A 17,188-nucleotide genomic window follows, 5' to 3' on the forward strand; every position below is an offset into this window, starting at 1 on the left:
CAGGCGGCGGGGACTTCGCTGCGGGCGGACGCCGATGCGCGTTCAGCGGGCCCGGGGCTCTCCGGTACCGGTGTCCGGCCGTCTCGACGTCCGCAGCGTGCCGACCGTCTTCAGCAGCCGGTCGGCGGGTGCGCGCAGCTCGGGATGGGCGTTCACCGTGTTCCGCAGGCCCCGCACGGGTCTGCGCCAGAGCTGGTGGGCCGCCGCGACCGGGTGGGGCCGGCTGGCGAATCCCTCCGCGACACGCAGCTCACGGGTCTTCAGCCAGTCCTTGTACTCCTTGTCGCCGCGCCCCAGGTCCAGCAGCGTCACGCCGTGCCGGGCCGCGGCCTCGGCGGTGCGCAGGTGCATCATCAGCCCGGGCGAGTAGCGGTGGAACTCGGGGTCGTAGGCGGTGAACCACGCGGCCAGCACGGTGCGCGAGCGGGGGCCGAAGTGCGCTGCCACGGGGCGGTCACCGGCGTAGAGCACCGACAGCACACCGGTGAAGTACTCCTCGCGGACCTGGTGCAGATGGTGCACGAGATCGACGATCCACGGACGTGCGAACCGGTCCATCCGGCCCGTTCTGCGGTACTGGGCGGACTTCCAGCGCATGAGCCGGCGCAGCATCCGCGGATCGCGCTCGTCGAACTCGAAGCGCACCTCGCCCACGTCGCGCCCGAGGCGGCGCTCCTTCTTCAGCGTGGTCTTGGCCAGGCCGGGATAGGCGCCGCGCAGCCACGGGGCGTATCCGCTCTCGTCGGGCTTGAGATCGATCACCGGGGAGGCGAACAGGCCCGTGACGTACCGGCCGAACGGCTTCTGCTCCGCCACGAGATGGTCGAACTCGAAGACGGACAGCCCGCTGGCCTTCAGCAGTTCCTGCGCGTCCCAGGTGAGGCCGGGGCGGTGCACGAGCGCCTGGCAGTCGGAGAGGCCGAGGCCGACGGCGCGGCCGACACCGAAGGCGTTGCGCTCGTACGGGAAGAAGCCGACCGGCTCGCCGCCCTCGCGCAGGACGGCGATCCGCGTCCCGGCGCGGTATCTGCCGACCCCGGCCGCGAACTCCGGCGCCAGAAAAGGATTGGCGTACTCCGGGGACTGGTCCATCGCCGTGTGCCACGCCGCGCGCAGTGCGGCGGTCAGCTCGTCGGCTCTGTGGATCGTGACGTCCACGTCAGATCATCCGCCCTTCCGCAGGCTCCGCGAGGGACGTCCCGACCGCGGCGCGGGCCGGCAGAGCGTGTGGCCCCTGTACATCGATCGCATCGGCGACCGCTCCCCCCGTGATGTCCCCCCGCGGCGCGCTGTCCGCCGCGGATCAAAGCTCGCGAAACAGTACGCATGTTGTCAAGAGTGCCCGCCGCATCGGAGACGGCACTGTGACGAGGTCCCGGATCCGGCCGGATCGATCCCGGTCGGCCGGTTGACCGGAAATCGCCGGGCCGGGCACCCGGGCATCACGGACCCGGCATCGCCGGCGCGCGCGTGGAGGCTACCGGCCCTTGCGGCCGACTCCCGCGTACACCCAGTACTCGGAGGGGTTGTCGGGGATCCGGTCGCCGCTCTCGGGGCGCCAGAGGGGTACGTAGACCAGGCCGGGGTCCACCAGGTCGAAGCCGTCGAAGAGGCCGAGGATCTCGTCGTGGGAGCGGGCGGTCACGGGTGACGTGGCGCGGGAGCGGTAGAGCTTGCCGACGGCGTCGGCCGTGTCCGGGCGGTCCTCGTTGGTGGCGTGGGTCAGGGCCAGCCAGCCGCCGTCGGGCAGGGCGTCGCGGAAGGCGGCCACGATGGCCGCCGGGTTCTCCTCCGGCGAGACGAAGTGCAGGATCGTGATCATCAGTACGGCGACGGGCCGGTCGAAGTCGATCAGCTTGCGCACCTGCGGGGCGGCCAGCACGTCGGCCGGCCGCCGGATGTCGCCGTCGACGATGTCCGCGTCCGGGTTGTCGGCGAGCAGGGAGGCGCTGTGGGCCACGGCCACCGGGTCGTTGTCGACGTAGACGACCCGGGCTCCGGGGCTGGCCGCCTGCGCCACCTCGTGGACGTTGCCCTGGGTGGGGATGCCCGAGCCGAGATCGATGAACTGCCGTACCCCGGACTCGACCAGGAAGCGCACGGCGCGGCCGAGGAAGGCGCGGTTGGCCCGGGCCAGGGTGCGCACCTGGGGGTCGATGGCGGTGAAGGCCGCCAGGGCCTCGCGGTCGATGGCGAAGTTGTGACGCCCACCCAGCATGGCGTCGTACATACGGGCGACACTCGCCTTGCCGGGATCGGTCCCCGGCGGCGTTCCAGCGTTGTCCGGCACGTCAACTCCCTCTTCGACCAGGGGCCTTGACGCGACATCATATAGTTGCCGACGACGACCGGCGAGCCACCCTCATCGCCGTGCGCCCGGACCACCCCACCCGGAAAGGCACGACCCCTGCGGAACGAACCGCGCAGCCGCATCGACGACGCCCCCGCCGCCCAGCCCCCGCCCCGGCGTTCGGCCTTCTCCCCCGCCGCCGACGTCATCGGCTCGGAGCTGGACCTGCGGCTGACCGGCACCCACGTCGTGCACGCGCTCACGCCCGGATTCTGCGACGCGGCCTCGGTCTATCTGCTGGAGCGCTGGCTGCGCGAGGAGAACGTCTACCCGGCCGCGGACCCGCCCCAGATAGAAGCGCGCCGGCTGGCCCTGCGGGTGGGCACGGACGCGGTGGAGGACTGGGCGGGCCTGCTGCCGGACGGCGAGGTGATCGTCTTCCCGCGCGAGACGCCGTACGCGCGCGCCCTGGCCGACGGGCACGCACAGCTGCTCGACGCGGTGGACTCCCACACCGCCGAGCGGCTGACCGCCTCCGGGGGCGGCGACGCGCGGATCCAGGCGCTGCTGCGCGCGTCGGCCTTCCTCGTCGTCCCGCTCCACCTGCGCGGCACCGCGGTCGGTTTCATCGCCTGCACCCGCGGCCCGGACCAGGCCCCTTTCGGGGCCGGCGAGGTCGCGGCCGTGACGGCGCTGGCCGCACGGGCCGCGACGGCCCTGGACAACGCGCGCCGCTACGAACGCGAGCGCCGCACCGCCCTGGCCATCCGCAACAGCCTGCTGCCCGGCTCCGCGCGGGAGTTCGAGGGGTGCCGCATCGCGCACGGCTGCCTGCCGGCCGGGCAGGGCAACATCATCGGCGGCGACTGGTTCGACGTGCTCGAACGGCCGGGCGACCGGGCCGGCCTGGTGGTCGGGGACGCCATGGGGCACGGCCCGGAGTCGGCCGTGGCCATGATCCAGCTGCGCACGGCGCTGCGCACGCTGGCGGGCCTGGACATCCCCGCCGCGGAGCTCGTACGGCGGCTCGACGCGCTCGCCTGCGACACCCCGGGCGCCTCCTTCGCGACCTGCATCTACGCCGAGTGGGACGCACACGGACACACCTGCACCCTGGTGGGCGCGGGCCACCCTCCCCCACTGCTGCGCGGCCCCGGCGGCCGGACCGCGCCGGTGACGCTGGCCAGTCCCGGCCTGCCCCTCGGGCTGGGCACGGGCAGCTACGAGGCCACCGTGCTGACCGTGGACGAACCGTCCTTGCTCGTGCTCTACAGCGACGGCCTGGTCGAGTCCCGCGACGCCGACATCGACCAGGAGATCACCCGCCTCGCCCTCGCCCTGGACACCGCGGCACTCGAGCCCGCGGCGGCCGACGACCAGGACCGGCTGCAGTCCCTGTGCGGACGGCTGCTGCGCGCCCCGTCCGCCGCCGCGGGCGCGGACGACCGCACGCTGCTGCTCGCCGAGCTGACGCCCGGGAAGGACTGAACTCCCCGTGCCGGACGGCCTCAGACCGTCAGGGTGGCCCAGACGGCGTTGCCGCCGGTGAGCCGGGACCGGTCGACCCCCCAGATGTCCGCGATCGCCTCCACCAGCAGCAGTCCGCGGCCGCCCTCGTCGTCGGGGCCCGGCTCGCAGCGGGGCAGTCCGCGCCCCGTGCGGTCGTGATCGTGCACCTCGAGGCGGAGGCAGTCGTCGCTGACGAGCCCGATGCCGCACAGGATCCGCGCGCTGAGGGTGTGCCGCAGGGCGTTGGTGGCGAGCTCGGACACGAGCAGGACGGCGTCGGCGCACAGGTCGGCGGGTACCCGCCAGGCACCCAGCCGCGCGGTCACCGAGCGGCGGGCGATCTTGATGCTGGAGCGGTGCGGCGGCAGTTCGAGCCAGTGCGTTCGTTCCTGGCTCGCAGCGTCTAACAGCTGCGGGGAGGAAGTCATGTGGGGGGACACGGCAGTTGCCTTCCGGGGGAGAGCGGGCGCGCTGTGATCGTCGCAAGGAGGTGCGCAAGTAACTATGCTCACAGGCGAGTTCAACCTGCAACCAGCTGCCTGTTATTTTCATTTAGCCGGTATCGTTCTGGTGGCTTCATCAAGTCGCTTGCGCATCCGTGCCGGTGACGGTTCCTCAGGAGGTAGGGCGTGAACGAAGGCCGGTCGGGCGCGGGCAACAACAGCCCCAGTGCTCCCACCGTTCTCCGCATGATCCTCGGCCGACGGCTGCAGGAGCGGCGCCAGGACGCGGGTTTCTCCCTGGACGACGCGGCCAGGGCGCTGCGGGTGACGTCCCTGACCATCCGCCGGCTGGAGAAGGCGGAGGTCGCGCTCAAGCCGCTCTACGTGGAGAAGCTGCTGCAGACCTACGGCGCCGACCGGCAGGAGATCGACGAGTTCGTCCCCCTCGCCGAGCGGGCCAACGAGCCCGGCTGGTGGCACCTGTACCGCGACGCGCTGCCCAGCTGGTTCAGCGCCTACGTCAGCCTGGAGACCGGCGCGACGACGCTGCGTACGTACGAGCCGCACTACGTGACCGGTCTGTTACAGACCCCTCGGTACGCGCGTGCCGTGCTGCGCGGCGGACTGCCCAACGGCAGCGAGGAGGACCTGGACCGGCGGGTGGACGTGCGGCTGCGCCGGCAGAGCCTGCTGGAGAAGAAGGACGCCCCCACGCTGTGGGTGGTGATGGAAGAAGCCGTGCTGCACCGGGTGGTGGGCGGCCCCGAGGTGATGCGGGAGCAGATCGACCGGCTCCTGGAGGTCTCGGACCTGGAGCACGTCAGCGTCGACGTCGTGCCCTTCACGGCGGGCGCCCACGTCGGGGCCTGCGCGCCCTTCACCTACTTCCGGTTCGAGGAGCCGGAACTGCCCGACGTCGTCTACAGCGAGGTTCTCACCGGCTCCATGTACCTGGACCAGCGTTCGGACGTGGCGGCCCACCTGGAAGCGCACAACCGCATGTCCCTGCTGACCTCGGACGCGGACAGCAAGGCGCTCCTGAACCGGATGCGAAAGGAGTACTCATGACCGCTACCGGCGGCCGTGTCTGCCACGTCTACAACGGAATGCCGGCGTCGGACCTCGGTGATCAGGGCTGGGAGTCTCCGTGGAGCGGGCCCAACGGGGGCCAGTGCGTGCAGACCAAGCAACTCGCCGACGGCCGTGTGGCGCTGAGGCAGTCGACCGACCCCGCCGGACCCGCGCTGATCTACACCCCCGAGGAGATCACCGCGTTCGTCGCGGGAGTCAAACGAGGCCTCGCCGATCATCTGACGGCCGGCTGACGCCACCGAACCGGCGGGAGGAACCCGGGCCCACCCCGGCCGTCCCTGCCCGGCACCCCCACACGCACACCACCGAAAGGGACAGGATGACCAACTCGCACGCCGCGCGGGAGATCGACACCAGCAGGCCGCACTCCGCCCGGATGTACGACTACTACCTCGGCGGCAAGGACCACTTCGAGGTCGACAAGCAGGCCGCGGAGACGGTCGCCGAGGCCTACCCGGCCATCTTCGTGTGCGCCCGCGAGAACCGGGCGTTCATGCACCGCGCCACCCGGGTCCTCGCCCGGGAGCACGGCATCCGCCAGTGGCTGGACATCGGCACCGGCATTCCCACCGAGCCGAACCTGCACCAGGTGGCCCAGTCCGTGGTCCCCGAGGCGCGGGTGGTCTACGCCGACAACGACCCGCTGGTCCTCAAGTACGCCGAGCGCCTGATGCGCAGCACCACCCAGGGCCGCACCACGTACATCGAGGCGGACGTCAACGACCCGTCCACGCTGCTGGACTCCGCGGAACTGGCCGAGGTCCTGGACCTGGACCGGCCCGTGGCCCTGTCGCTGAACGCCCTGATGCACTTCGTGACGGACGCGCAGGACCCGTACGGCATCGTGGAGCGTCTGCTGGCCGTCCTCCCCTCGGGCAGCGCCCTGGCCCTGAGCCACTGCACGCCCGACTTCGACCCGGCCACCTGGCAGAAGGTCACCGACATCTACAACAACGCCGGCACGCCGGTGCAGTTCCGCTCGCGGCAGGACGTGGCCCGGTTCTTCACCGGCCTCGATCTGCTCGACCCCGGTATCTCGGTCGGCCACCGCTGGCGCCCGGACGCCGAGTCCGACGCCACGGACGCCGAGGTCAGCCTGTGGACCGGCGTGGGCATCAAGCCGTAACGGTGCGGCGGCAGGGGGTGCCGCAGGGCGCCGGTCCCGCAGGGGAGCGGCGCCCCGGGCCGGCCGGGGCGGGGCACCGGCCTCAGTGCCGCACGGGCCTGCCGCGGCCCCAGGCCCGGGCGAGGCGGTCGGCGCCGGACCGGTTGGTGGTGGCCGGCCAGGGGCGCGCGGCGTCGCCCGGCGCGCGCCCTGCGTCACGGCCGGTTCAACACCATCGGCGTGATCCTCTTCAGCCTCGCCCCGACAGGCAGCAGCCGCACCGTGGAGGCGATCGCCACGCACGCCGCGGCCGAGGGCTACGCGATCACCCTGATCCCCATCGGCGTCCCGGCCCAGGACAACGTCCTGGGCGCCTTCACGCGCATGGGCGAGTCGGCCGTGGACGCCGTCATCGTCATCATGGAGGTCCATCCGCTCGACACCGGCACGCTGCGGCTGCCGCCCGGCGTGCACGTCGTCGTCGTGGATTCCGACGCCGGCGACCGCTACCCGGTGGTGGACCCCGACCAGGCCGACGGCGCCCGCAGGGCCGTGACCCACCTGCTCGGAGCGGCCCACGCCGCTGGAGCACTTCCTCACCGCCCGGTGGGGCATGCACGTCCCGTGGCACGGCCGCACGGCGCACCTGCCCAACGACCACCCGCCCCCTGGCCACTGCACCGGGCCGAACTCCTGTCCCTGGACGGCGAGTTGATCACCGCGGCCGGTCTGCCGCCGATGACGGGTGCGCCGGTCAGCGCGCTGTACTCACCGGGTGTCCCGGTCCGGTTCGGGGCGCCCTCCGTCGTGCGGCCCCGACCGGGAACACCACGGCTGCCCGGAGGTCGGTGGCAGAGGTCAGTAATGGAGAAGCGCCGGGCCCCGCGCCGCCCTTAGCGTGATCCGCGTGATCCGACGTCTCCTGCCCTCCGCCTACCGGCCCGTCCTCGCCAACCGGGTCTTCCGGCGGCTCGTCCTCGGCCTCGGGGTCTCGGGCCTCGGCGACGGCATGAGCTTCGTCGCCGTGGCCTGGCTCGCCGTCGAGCTCGCGCCCGAGTCGGCGCGGGGGCTGTGGGTCGGCGGCGCGGTCGCCGCGTACACCCTGCCGGGCGTGGCCGGCGCGCTGGTCCTCGGACGCCGGCTGCGCCGCGTGCCGGCCAGGCGGCTGCTGGTGGCGGACAGCGTGGTACGCGGTGTGTTCCTCGGCGCCGTGCCCCTGGCCTGGCTCGCCGGGCTGCTCACGCCGCCCCTGTACGTGGTGCTGCTCGCCGTCTCGTCGCTGCTGCACGCGTGGGGCGGCGCGGGCAAGTACACCCTGCTCGCCCAGCTGCTGCCCGAGGAGCAGCGGCTGGCCGCGAACACCTTCGTCGGCTCGCTGAACTTCGCCGCCACGATCGCCGGACCCGCCGCCGCCGGTGTGCTGGTGACGTACGCGAGTTCCGCCCTGGTCCTCGCCCTGGACGCCCTGACCTACGTGTTCCTCGCGGTGCTCGTCGCGCGCACCCGGCTGCCGGAACCGGCGGCCGCCTCCCGCGCCGACCCCGTGGACCCCGTGGACCAGGCGGCCACCCGCGGCGGACTCGCCCTGCTGCGCTCCCGCCCCGAACTGCTCGGGCTGCTCACCCTCACCTGGTTCTTCAACTTCCTCTACGGCCCCCTCGAGGTCGCCCTGCCGCTGCACGTGACCGACGACCTGCACGCACCGGGCACGCTGCTGGGCCTGTACTGGGGGCTGTTCGGCGTCGGCGCGGTGCTCGGTTCGCTGGCCGTCGGCGCGCTGCGGCAGCTGCCGCTGTGGCCGGTGACGGTCGGCATCGTGATCGCCTGGGGGCTGTCGCTGCTGCCGTTCGGACTGGGCGCGCCGACCGCCGTCACCGTCGCGTGCCTCACCCTCGGCGGCGTGATCTACGGTCCCTTCGTCGCCCTGTCGGTGACGCTGATGCAGGCGAAGTCCCCGCCGCGGCACCTGGTCGTGATGCTCGCCGCCGACAACGCGGTGCTGCTCACGGCGTCGCCGCTCGGCACGGCGCTCGGCGGCCCGCTCACCGCCGCGCTGGGCCCCCGGGCCACGATCGGCGGCTCCGGACTGGCCACCGCGGCACTGGGCACGCTCGCGGCCCTGCTCCTGGCGGCCCGCCGCGGCAACCGGCACCGCGACCCGTCAGGAATCGAGAAGCCCCAGCCCGCACGCCACGGCTAACGTGGCCGCACGACCACCCGCCGGCCACCGGCGCCACGCTCCCGCCCGGCCCGACAGATGGAGAGACGATGACCACGGCCCAGAGGACGGACTCGCAGTCGTCCGCGCAGCACGCCGCCGACAGCCACGACCTGATCCGCGTGCACGGCGCGCGCGAGAACAACCTCAAGGACGTCAGCATCGAGATCCCGAAGCGGCGGCTGACCGTGTTCACCGGCGTCTCCGGCTCGGGCAAGAGCTCCCTGGTGTTCGACACGATCGCCGCGGAGTCGCAGCGGCTGATCAACGAGACCTACAGCGCCTTCGTGCAGGGCTTCATGCCGAACCTGTCGCGGCCCGAGGTCGACGTACTCGACGGCCTGACCACCGCCATCAGCGTCGACCAGCAGCGGATGGGCGCCGACCCGCGCTCCACGGTCGGCACCGCCACCGACGCCAACGCCATGCTGCGGATCCTCTTCAGCCGGCTCGGCACGCCCCACGTCGGCCCGCCCGGGGCCTTCGCCTTCAACGTGCCCTCGGTCTCGGCGGCCGGCGCGATCAAGGTGGGGAACGCCGAGAAGGCGGAGAAGGTCACCTTCAACAAGGTCGGCGGCATGTGCCCGCGCTGCGAGGGCCGCGGCACGGTCTCCGACCTCGACCTGTCCCAGCTCTACGACGCCGGCAGGTCCATCAACGAGGGCGCCTTCACCATCCCCGGCTACACCGGCGGCGGCTGGAACTCCCGTCTGTACGCCGAGTCCGGCTTCTTCGACCCGGACAAGCCGATCGGCGAGTTCACCGAGAAGGAACTGCACGACCTGCTGCACCACGAGCCCACCCGAATGAAGATCGCGGGCATCAACATGACCTACGAGGGTCTGATCCCGCGCATCCAGAAGTCGATGCTGTCCAAGGACAAGGAGGCGATGCAGCCGCACGTGCGGGCGTTCGTGGAACGCGCCGTCACCTTCGCCACCTGCCCGGACTGCGACGGTACCCGGCTGGCCGAGCACGCCCGCACCTCGAAGATCGACGAGATCTCCATCGCGGACGCCTGCCGCATGGAGATCAGGGACCTGGCCGACTGGGTGCGCGCCCTCGCCGAGCCGTCCGTGGCGCCCCTGCTGACCGCGCTGCGCCGGACCCTCGACTCCTTCGTGGAGATCGGCCTCGGCTACCTCTCCCTCGACCGGGCCGCGGGCACGCTGTCCGGCGGCGAGGCGCAGCGCGTCAAGATGATCCGCCACCTCGGCTCCTCGCTCACCGACGTCACGTACGTCTTCGACGAGCCGACCGCGGGCCTGCACCCGCACGACATCCAGCGGATGAACGACCTGCTCCTGCGGCTGCGGGACAAGGGCAACACGGTGCTGGTGGTGGAGCACAAGCCGGAGGTCATCGAGATCGCCGACCACGTCGTCGACCTGGGACCCGGCGCCGGTACGGCGGGCGGCACCGTCTGCTTCGAGGGCACCGTCGGCGGACTGCGCGGCAGCGGCACCGTCACCGGACACCACCTCGACGACCGCGCCACGCTCAAGGACGCGGTGCGCGCGTCCACCGGGGTCCTTCCGATCCGCGGCGCCTCGGCGAACAACCTCCGGGACGTCGACGTGGACGTCCCGCTCGGCGTGCTCACCGTGGTCACCGGTGTCGCGGGGTCCGGCAAGAGCTCGCTGGTGCACCGGTCGATCCCGCAGGACCTCGGGGTCGTCTCGGTCGACCAGAGCCCGATCCGGGGTTCGCGGCGCAGCAACCCGGCGACGTACACCGGTCTCCTCGAGCCGATCCGCAAGGCGTTCGCCAAGGCCAACGGCGTCAAGCCCGCCCTGTTCAGCGCCAACTCCGAAGGCGCCTGCCCGACCTGCAACGGCGCCGGCGTCATCTACACCGACCTGGCGATGATGGCCGGGGTCGCCAGCACCTGCGAGGACTGCGAGGGCAAGCGGTTCGACGCCTCGGTCCTCGAATACCGCCTCGGCGGTCGGGACATCTCCGAGGTCCTCGCCATGCCCGTCGCGCAGGCCCTGGACTTCTTCGCCGAGGGCGAGGCGCGCACGCCGGCCGCGCACCGGGTCCTCGAGCGCCTCGCGGACGTCGGCCTCGGCTACCTCACCCTCGGCCAGCCCCTCACCACCCTCTCCGGCGGCGAACGCCAGCGCCTGAAGCTGGCCACGCACATGGCGGACAAGGGCGGCGTCTACGTCCTCGACGAGCCGACGACGGGTCTGCACCTGGCCGACGTGGAGCAACTCCTCGGCCTGCTCGACCGGTTGGTCGACTCCGGCAAGTCCGTGATCGTCATCGAGCACCACCAGGCGGTCATGGCGCACGCCGACTGGATCATCGACCTGGGGCCCGGGGCCGGCCACGACGGTGGCCGCGTCGTCTTCGAGGGCACCCCCGCCGACCTCGTCGCCGCCCGCACCACGCTCACCGCCCGGCACCTCGCGAAGTACATCGGCGCCTGACCGGGGCGGCGCACTTCCCGTGGCCGGCCGCCGCCCCGGCGGGGGTGGCGGCCGCTCCGGCGGGGGTGGCGGCCGCTCCGGCGGGGGTGGCGGCCGGCCACGGGATCGCCCGCCGGGCATCCGTCCCGCGGCGGCGCACTCCACGGGCGTCGCGGCCCCCTCCGGAGACCGGCGCTGCGGTGCTGGTCCGGGCCGGACCGGCCGGACCGACCCGGCCGCCCATGGTGCCGTCCGTCCCGCCCGCGGGACAATGAACCGTATGGCGGGTGACAGCGTGGACGAGGCGGTGCGGGTGGCGCCCGCGCCCGCTCTGCGGGGGCTGGTCGGCTGGTACTCCGGCTACCGCCAGCGCGGGGTCCCGCCCAGCCGGCACCGGGGGCTGCCGTCCCCGTGGCTGACGCTGATCATCACCCTCCACGAGCCGCTGAGCGTCGCCGCCCACCCCGATCCGGGCGCGCCCCCCGGCGACTACCCGACGCTGCTCGGCGGCCTGCACCTCGCCCCCGCCCTCATCGACATGCCCGGGCGGCAGTCCGGCATCCAGGTCGCGATCAGCCCGCTCGGCGCGCGCGTGCTGCTGGGACTGCCCGCGGGCGAGCTCGCCGGGACCGACGTCCATGCCGACGACGTGCTGGGCGCGGACGTCCGCGAGGTCCACGACAAGGTGCGTGAGGCGTCCGGCTGGAACGCCCGCTTCGCCGCCGTGGACGACTGGCTGCTGCGCCGCACGGCCCGCCACGACGGCGCGCGCACCGCCTGCGCCGCCCCGGTGGCGGGTGCCTGGCAGCGGCTGCTGTCGGCCGGCGGGCGCCTGCGCGTCGACCGGCTCGCGGCCGAGACCGCGGTCAGCGAACGGCACCTGCGCAACCGCTTCCGCGCGGAGATCGGCCTCACCCCCAAGGCGGCCGCCCGGGTCATCCGCTTCGACCTGGCACGCCGCCGCCTGGCCGGCCACCCCGGCGCCCCGGACCTCGCGGGCCTGGCCGCCGACTGCGGCTACGCCGACCAGTCCCATCTGGACCGCGAGTTCGCCGCGCTGGCCGCCTGCACGCCCAGCGACTGGCTGGCGCAGGAGTTCCGAAACATCCAATCCGGGCACTACCCGCCCGCGTGAGGCTGGTGACGTCAACCGCCCGAACCGGGCAACCGCCCGGACCGGGCGACCATCCGCGACACGGAGGCTCATCACCATGACCACCACGCCCGACAACGCCGAGCAGCCGACTGCCCCGCAGGTGTGGCCCACCCTGCGCGCCCACGACGCCCGGGCGCTGATCCGCTTCCTCGTCGACGCCTTCGGCTTCGAGGAGAGCGTGGTGTACGGCGACGGCGACCTGGTCGAACACGCCCAGCTCAACTGGCCCGAGGGCGGCGGCGTCATGCTGGGCTCCGAACGCGGGGGCACGCGGCCGGGCACCGGCCCGACGCCCCCCGGGGCCTTCAGCGCCTATGTCGTCACCGCCGACCCGGACGCCGTGCACGCCCGGGCCAAGGCCACCGGTGCCGAGATCATCACGGACCTCCACGTCACCGACTACGGCTCGCGCGACTTCACGGCCCGCGACCCGGAGGGCAACCGGTGGTACTTCGGCACGTACGCCGGGGAGCCGCGCTGAGCACCGCCGGACGGGGCGTCCGGGGCGGTCGGGGACGATCCGGCCGACCGCCGCCGGCCGCTCTCGGACGGCCGGGCCGCGCGCCGCCGCGGCCCGGCAGGCTGCCCGGGCGGCTGCTTCGCGTCGCGGGCTACCGGTCCTCGTACGGCAGTGTGGCCCCCGGCAGCGCGTACTCGTCACGGCGGCCGCACATGCCGAAACCTCCGAGCCGGGTGGGTTCGCTCCGGTGCGCGGTCGCGTCGGCGAGGTAGTCGTCCCCGCCCGCCGCGAGCGCGTCGAGCTGGGCGCCGGTGCGTTCGGCGGCGGCCAGCGCTCCGCACCGCCACAACTCCCGCCAGCGCGGTACCTTCTCGCGCACCAGCCGGGCGGCCGCCCGCTGGAACTCCCGGAGCGGTCCGGCGTCCCCGGCGACCAGCGCCTGACGCAGCAGAAGGTAGCCCTCCACGGCGAGGTCCCTGCGGCGGAGCGCGGCCGCCTCCGTCCCGGCTCCCCCACCGGGCGGCAGTGTGGCCGCGGCCTCGTACGTGCGGGGGTCGGCGAGCACCTCGGGCGGGAAGGTGAAGACGGCGTCCCCGGCCTCGGGCAGGCCGCTGTTCTGCATCAGCACGGTGATCCGCAGGCCGCCGCCCTGCACCATGCGGTGCACGGTGCCCGGCGTGAACCAGGCGACCGAGCCCGGCCGGAGCGGGATGTCCCGGTAACCGTCGGGGCTCAGCGTCTGCACGGCTCCCCGGCCGCCGGTGACGACGTACGCCTCCGTGCACACCAGGTGCAGGTGCGGGCTGCCGCCGCACACGCCGTCGGCGGCCTCCCAGTCGTAGGCACTGAGGTGGGACAGTCCGACCGCGCCGGGCAGCGGGTGGGGCAGGGCAGGGCCGGGGGCGCTCACCACGGCAGGCCCGCCAGGTGGGTGGTGACGCGGTCGCGGTCCCAGGCCCCGTCGGCGACGACGACCCGGTAGCGGTAGCCGAAGGACGCGCCGGGCGCCAGCTCGAACTCCTCGAAGAAGGCCCAGGAGAAGGCGACCGTGGGGATCGGCTCGGAGCGCACGAACCAGTGCGAGGCGTGGACCGCCGCCGACTCGTCGAGGTTCTCGGGCGCGTGCGCGAAGACGAGCGTGGAGTGCGCGTCGACCTCGTCGTGCTCGGTGGTGAAGGCCAGCCAGGGGCCCTGGGTGCCCATCAGCTTGCCCGCGTCCGGGCCCGCTCCCCCGTCGATGTCGGGGCCGAAGGCGGTGCCGCCGGTGAAGTCGCGGGGGCCGCGCCACTGCAGTCCGGTGTAGCCGGCCAGCTCGCGCCCGTGGGTGGTGGGCGAGCCGAAGGCCAGCGGCCGGTCGCGGAGGTTGGTGAGCTCGATCGACCAGTCCAGGGCCCAGGCTCCGGCCCCCTCGTCGACCGAGTGGACGGTGATCGTGCGCCTCTCGCGCGCCCACTCCGCACCGCCGTTCTCCACCCAGGTCAGCGCCTCGGTGAAGGCGAGCCGGTCGTCCTCGGCCGTGAACGCGGGGAAGCCGTCGTGCCGCATCGAGCCGATCCGCTCGGGCAGCCGCAGATAGCCCTCGCCGTGGACGTAGCAGTTACCGCCCCAGAAGTTCTGCCCGGACAGATGGCTCGCCGTCATCTGCAGGCCCTTGTGCCAGCGGTGGTCGCTCGGGCGGTATCCGGTCACCGTGCGTCCCGCGAGGGTGCGCACGGGGTGGGCGTAGGGCTTGCGCGACTCGAAGGCGTCGGGGTCGGGACGGTAGACGTAGCGGAGGATCTCGGTGCCGTCCGCCGCCGCCACCGCGATGTGGTCGCCGTACGCGTGACTGACGCGGATGCTCATGCGCGCTCCTTCGGGGCCCAGTCGGGGTGGTCGCCGTGCATGGCCGGGTAGAACGGGTCCCCCGGGCCGATCTCGCCCGCGAGCACGGGCGGTCCGGTGAAGGCGGACTTGTAGAGGGCGGCCGCGAACTCCAGCGTGGCGCGTGCGTCCGGGCCGCTGCCCGGCGGCCGTACGCCGCTGTCGTAGGCGTCGAGGAGGGCGCCGAGCTGGGCGGCGTGCGAGCTGGGGACGTCCGCGGCGGGCGGGTGCCAGGCCGCGGCGTACCCGGCGGCGACGTGCGGGGCGGGGGTGTAGACCCAGTCGTCGTTGCGGTGGCCGTACAGGTGGGTGAGCTCGATCGTCGCGTCGGCGCAGTCGATGCGGATGCGGCTCACCTCGTCCGGGGAGAGCACGCTGTTGACGACGGTGGCGAGGGCGCCGCTGCCGAACCGGACCAGGGCCGTCGAGACGTCCTCGCTCTCGGTGTCGTGGACCAGCCGCGCCGCCATGGCCCGCACCTCCGCCCAGGGGCCGAGCAGGTGCAGCAGCAGGTCGTACTGGTGGATGCCGTGGCCCATGGTCGGGCCGCCGCCCTCGGTGGCCCAGCGCCCGCGCCACGGCACCGCGTAGTAGGCGGCGTCACGGTGCCAGGTGGTCTGGCAGTGCGCGACCAGCGGCGCGCCCACCCGGCCGCCGGCGATCAGCTCGCGCGCGTGCACGGCGCCGGAGCCGTAGCGGTGCTGGAAGACGACCGAGGCGTAGGCGCCCGACGACTCCTCGGCCGCCGCGATCTCGTCGTACTCGGCCAGCGACAGGCACAGCGGCTTCTCGCACAGCACCCAGGCGCCCGACTTGAGCGCCGCGGTCGTCTGCTCCCGGTGCAGGGACGGCGGCGTACCGATGAGAACGAGCTCCGGCCGTACGGCGTCCAGCATCGCGTCCATCGAGGTGTACCCGGCGACCTCGCCGCCCGCCAGCTGCCGGAAGGCCTCCAGCCGGCCTTCGTCCACGTCGACGGCGGCGACCAGCTCCACCCGGTCCGCGTGGGCCCTCAGCGCGGACAGGTGACTGCCGCTGACGATGGCGCCGGTGCCGACGACGGCGACTGAGCGGCGATGGGGGCGTTGGGGCATACGGGGCGCTCCTCGGGCATACGGCGAACGGTCAAGCGAGAAAGCGCTTGCACTCGGAGCGACCCTAGGTGCGGGTGCATGTCAGGACAACCCCCCTGCGGCAAGTTCCGGGAGCCGACGGAGCAGGTCGGGGGCACATCACGCCTCCCGGGGGCGCACAGCGGACGGCTTTCCCGCCGTCACCGCCCACCCTCCTGACGCGGTCGACGACACCCCGGGGACGCGATCGGGCGGCGTCCGCCAAGGACGTTCACCGGCAGGCATCAAGGGTCTCCATTGGCATGGACCTGTCCATGATCCCCCGCTATGCTCGGGCGAGCACGCCTGAGAGCGCTCTCATGATCCTGCTGTTCCACCCCCACCTCTGCCGGAACAACGAAGGGGCACCGCCTTGAGACGCACAACAGCGACGCGCACAGCCCTGTCCGCACTCCTCCTGCTGGGCACCTGGGCGACCGCAGGCGCCCGGTCGGCCTCCGCCGCCGGCTCTCCCGCACCCGCCGCCGAAGCCCCCGCCTCCGCCTCGCTCCTGTCCGCGATGCAGCACGACTTCGGCCTGACGAAGAGCCAGGCCGAGGCGCGCCTGGCCGCCGAGAAGACGGCCACGGCCGTCGAACGCAAGGCGAAGCGCGCCGCCGGGGCCTCCTACGGCGGCTCCTGGTTCGACGCCTCGAGCGGCAGGCTGACCGTGGCCGTCACCCGCGGCGCCGACACCAGCGCCGTACGGGCGACCGGCGCGACCGTGCGCCTCGTGCGGCACAGCGCACGGCAGCTCGACGCCGTGAAGGCGCGCATCGACGCCCTGTCCGCACCCGCGGGCGTCAGCAACTGGTACGTCGACACCAAGGCGAACAAGGTCGTCGTGGACGTCGTCACCGCACACCGTGATGACAACGATGTCCGGGCCTTCCTGACGCGGGCGCGCAAGGCGGGCCCGGTCACCGTGCAGCAGACGGCCCACACACCGCGGACCCTCGCGGCCGGCACCGTGGGCGGCGACCCGTACTACACCGGCAACGTCCGCTGCTCCATCGGCTTCTCGGTGTACGGCGGCTTCGTCTCCGCCGGGCACTGCGACCAGCACACCGGCGCGGTGTACGGCTGGGACCACTCCTACATCGGCAACTTCCAGGGGTCGTCGTTCCCGGACAACGACTACTCCTGGGTCAACGTCGGCAGCGGCTGGTGGACCGTGCCGGTGGTGCTCGGCTGGGGCACGGTGTCCGACCAGCTCGTCCGCGGCTCCAACGAAGCCCCCGTCGGCGCGTCCATCTGCCGCTCCGGTTCCACCTCGCACTGGCACTGCGGCACGGTCCTGGCCAAGAACGAGACGGTCAACTACAGCCAGGGCGCCGTCCACCAGATGACGAAGACGAACGTCTGCGCCGAACCCGGTGACTCCGGCGGCTCCTTCATCAGCGGCGACCAGGCGCAGGGCGTCACCTCGGGCGGCTGGGGCGACTGCAGCTCCGGCGGCGAGACCTGGTACCAGCCGATCAACGAGATCCTCAACCGCTACGGGCTGACGCTGCACACCGCGTGAC

General features: G+C 73.2%; 15 protein-coding genes and 2 pseudogenes. 11 read left to right on the forward strand and 6 right to left on the reverse strand.

Annotated elements, in window-relative coordinates; translation table 11 throughout:
- Positions 1-42: 42 nt before the first annotated feature.
- Both ACJ9NR_RS04205 and ACJ9NR_RS04210 read right to left on the reverse strand, forming a co-directional pair.
- On the reverse strand, positions 43-1,158 hold the full coding sequence (locus ACJ9NR_RS04205) for a GNAT family N-acetyltransferase (RefSeq protein ID WP_412489702.1): 1,116 nt from the start codon (positions 1,156-1,158) through the stop codon (positions 43-45).
- 319 nt (positions 1,159-1,477) lie between these two features.
- On the reverse strand, positions 1,478-2,290 hold the full coding sequence (locus tag ACJ9NR_RS04210) for an SAM-dependent methyltransferase (RefSeq protein ID WP_412489701.1): 813 nt from the start codon (positions 2,288-2,290) through the stop codon (positions 1,478-1,480).
- 45 nt (positions 2,291-2,335) lie between these two features.
- On the opposite strand from ACJ9NR_RS04210, the gene ACJ9NR_RS04215 reads away from it, so the two are divergent.
- Complete coding sequence (locus tag ACJ9NR_RS04215; RefSeq protein WP_412489700.1) at positions 2,336-3,778, forward strand: PP2C family protein-serine/threonine phosphatase; 1,443 nt, start codon at positions 2,336-2,338, stop codon at positions 3,776-3,778.
- A 20-nt stretch (positions 3,779-3,798) separates the two neighbouring features.
- Here the strand turns inward: ACJ9NR_RS04215 and ACJ9NR_RS04220 are convergent, their stop codons facing one another.
- Positions 3,799-4,227, reverse strand: a complete 429-nt coding sequence (locus tag ACJ9NR_RS04220; RefSeq protein WP_412489699.1) for an ATP-binding protein — start codon at positions 4,225-4,227, stop codon at positions 3,799-3,801.
- A 201-nt stretch (positions 4,228-4,428) separates the two neighbouring features.
- Between ACJ9NR_RS04220 and ACJ9NR_RS04225 the strand changes: the two genes are divergently transcribed.
- The 9 genes and pseudogenes from ACJ9NR_RS04225 (at position 4,429) to ACJ9NR_RS04265 (ending at position 12,708) form a co-directional block, all read left to right on the forward strand.
- Positions 4,429-5,310 carry a Sco1979 family transcriptional regulator gene (locus tag ACJ9NR_RS04225; protein WP_412489698.1) on the forward strand — a complete coding sequence of 294 codons (882 nt, stop codon included), beginning with the start codon at positions 4,429-4,431 and terminating at the stop codon, positions 5,308-5,310.
- Positions 5,307-5,567, forward strand: a complete 261-nt coding sequence (locus ACJ9NR_RS04230) for a DUF397 domain-containing protein (RefSeq protein WP_412489697.1) — start codon at positions 5,307-5,309, stop codon at positions 5,565-5,567. Before ACJ9NR_RS04225 ends, ACJ9NR_RS04230 begins: the two co-directional genes overlap by 4 nt.
- Positions 5,568-5,653: 86 nt before the next feature.
- Positions 5,654-6,460 carry an SAM-dependent methyltransferase gene (locus ACJ9NR_RS04235; RefSeq protein WP_412489696.1) on the forward strand — a complete coding sequence of 269 codons (807 nt, stop codon included), beginning with the start codon at positions 5,654-5,656 and terminating at the stop codon, positions 6,458-6,460.
- A 180-nt stretch (positions 6,461-6,640) separates the two neighbouring features.
- Positions 6,641-7,018, forward strand: a pseudogene (locus ACJ9NR_RS04240) (type 1 periplasmic-binding domain-containing protein); the annotation flags it as partial.
- Positions 7,014-7,336 (forward strand): annotated as a pseudogene (locus tag ACJ9NR_RS04245) (DUF2071 domain-containing protein); the annotation flags it as partial. The pseudogenes ACJ9NR_RS04240 and ACJ9NR_RS04245, both read left to right, overlap by 5 nt.
- Before the next feature lie 10 nt (positions 7,337-7,346).
- Positions 7,347-8,639: an MFS transporter gene (locus tag ACJ9NR_RS04250; RefSeq protein ID WP_412489695.1), complete on the forward strand. Its 1,293-nt coding sequence runs from the start codon at positions 7,347-7,349 to the stop codon at positions 8,637-8,639.
- A 68-nt stretch (positions 8,640-8,707) separates the two neighbouring features.
- A complete protein-coding gene (locus ACJ9NR_RS04255) occupies positions 8,708-11,092 on the forward strand; it encodes an ATP-binding cassette domain-containing protein (RefSeq protein ID WP_412489694.1) in 2,385 nt (794 codons plus the stop codon).
- 259 nt (positions 11,093-11,351) lie between these two features.
- A complete protein-coding gene (locus ACJ9NR_RS04260) occupies positions 11,352-12,206 on the forward strand; it encodes an AraC family transcriptional regulator (protein ID WP_412489693.1) in 855 nt (284 codons plus the stop codon).
- 76 nt (positions 12,207-12,282) lie between these two features.
- Positions 12,283-12,708: a VOC family protein gene (locus tag ACJ9NR_RS04265; RefSeq protein WP_412489692.1), complete on the forward strand. Its 426-nt coding sequence runs from the start codon at positions 12,283-12,285 to the stop codon at positions 12,706-12,708.
- A gap of 130 nt (positions 12,709-12,838) precedes the next feature.
- Here the strand turns inward: ACJ9NR_RS04265 and ACJ9NR_RS04270 are convergent, their stop codons facing one another.
- Genes ACJ9NR_RS04270 through ACJ9NR_RS04280 form a run of 3 tightly spaced genes read right to left on the reverse strand, consistent with a single transcriptional unit; the run spans position 12,839 to position 15,644 of the window.
- The gene (locus tag ACJ9NR_RS04270; protein ID WP_412489691.1) at positions 12,839-13,600 is read right to left on the reverse strand and encodes a cupin domain-containing protein; all 762 of its coding nucleotides are present in this window, start codon (positions 13,598-13,600) and stop codon (positions 12,839-12,841) included.
- Positions 13,594-14,532, reverse strand: a complete 939-nt coding sequence (locus ACJ9NR_RS04275) for a DUF6807 domain-containing protein (protein WP_412489690.1) — start codon at positions 14,530-14,532, stop codon at positions 13,594-13,596. Before ACJ9NR_RS04275 ends, ACJ9NR_RS04270 begins: the two co-directional genes overlap by 7 nt.
- Positions 14,529-15,644 carry a Gfo/Idh/MocA family protein gene (locus ACJ9NR_RS04280; protein WP_412489689.1) on the reverse strand — a complete coding sequence of 372 codons (1,116 nt, stop codon included), beginning with the start codon at positions 15,642-15,644 and terminating at the stop codon, positions 14,529-14,531. The genes ACJ9NR_RS04275 and ACJ9NR_RS04280 overlap by 4 nt, the downstream gene beginning before the upstream one ends.
- Positions 15,645-16,035: 391 nt before the next feature.
- Between ACJ9NR_RS04280 and ACJ9NR_RS04285 the strand changes: the two genes are divergently transcribed.
- Positions 16,036-17,187: a S1 family peptidase gene (locus tag ACJ9NR_RS04285; protein WP_412489688.1), complete on the forward strand. Its 1,152-nt coding sequence runs from the start codon at positions 16,036-16,038 to the stop codon at positions 17,185-17,187.
- The last annotated feature ends 1 nt before the right edge of the window (position 17,188 follow it).

Origin of the sequence: Streptomyces sediminimaris (genome assembly GCF_047049295.1) — a bacterium.
GTDB classification, from domain to species: domain Bacteria; phylum Actinomycetota; class Actinomycetes; order Streptomycetales; family Streptomycetaceae; genus Streptomyces; species Streptomyces sediminimaris.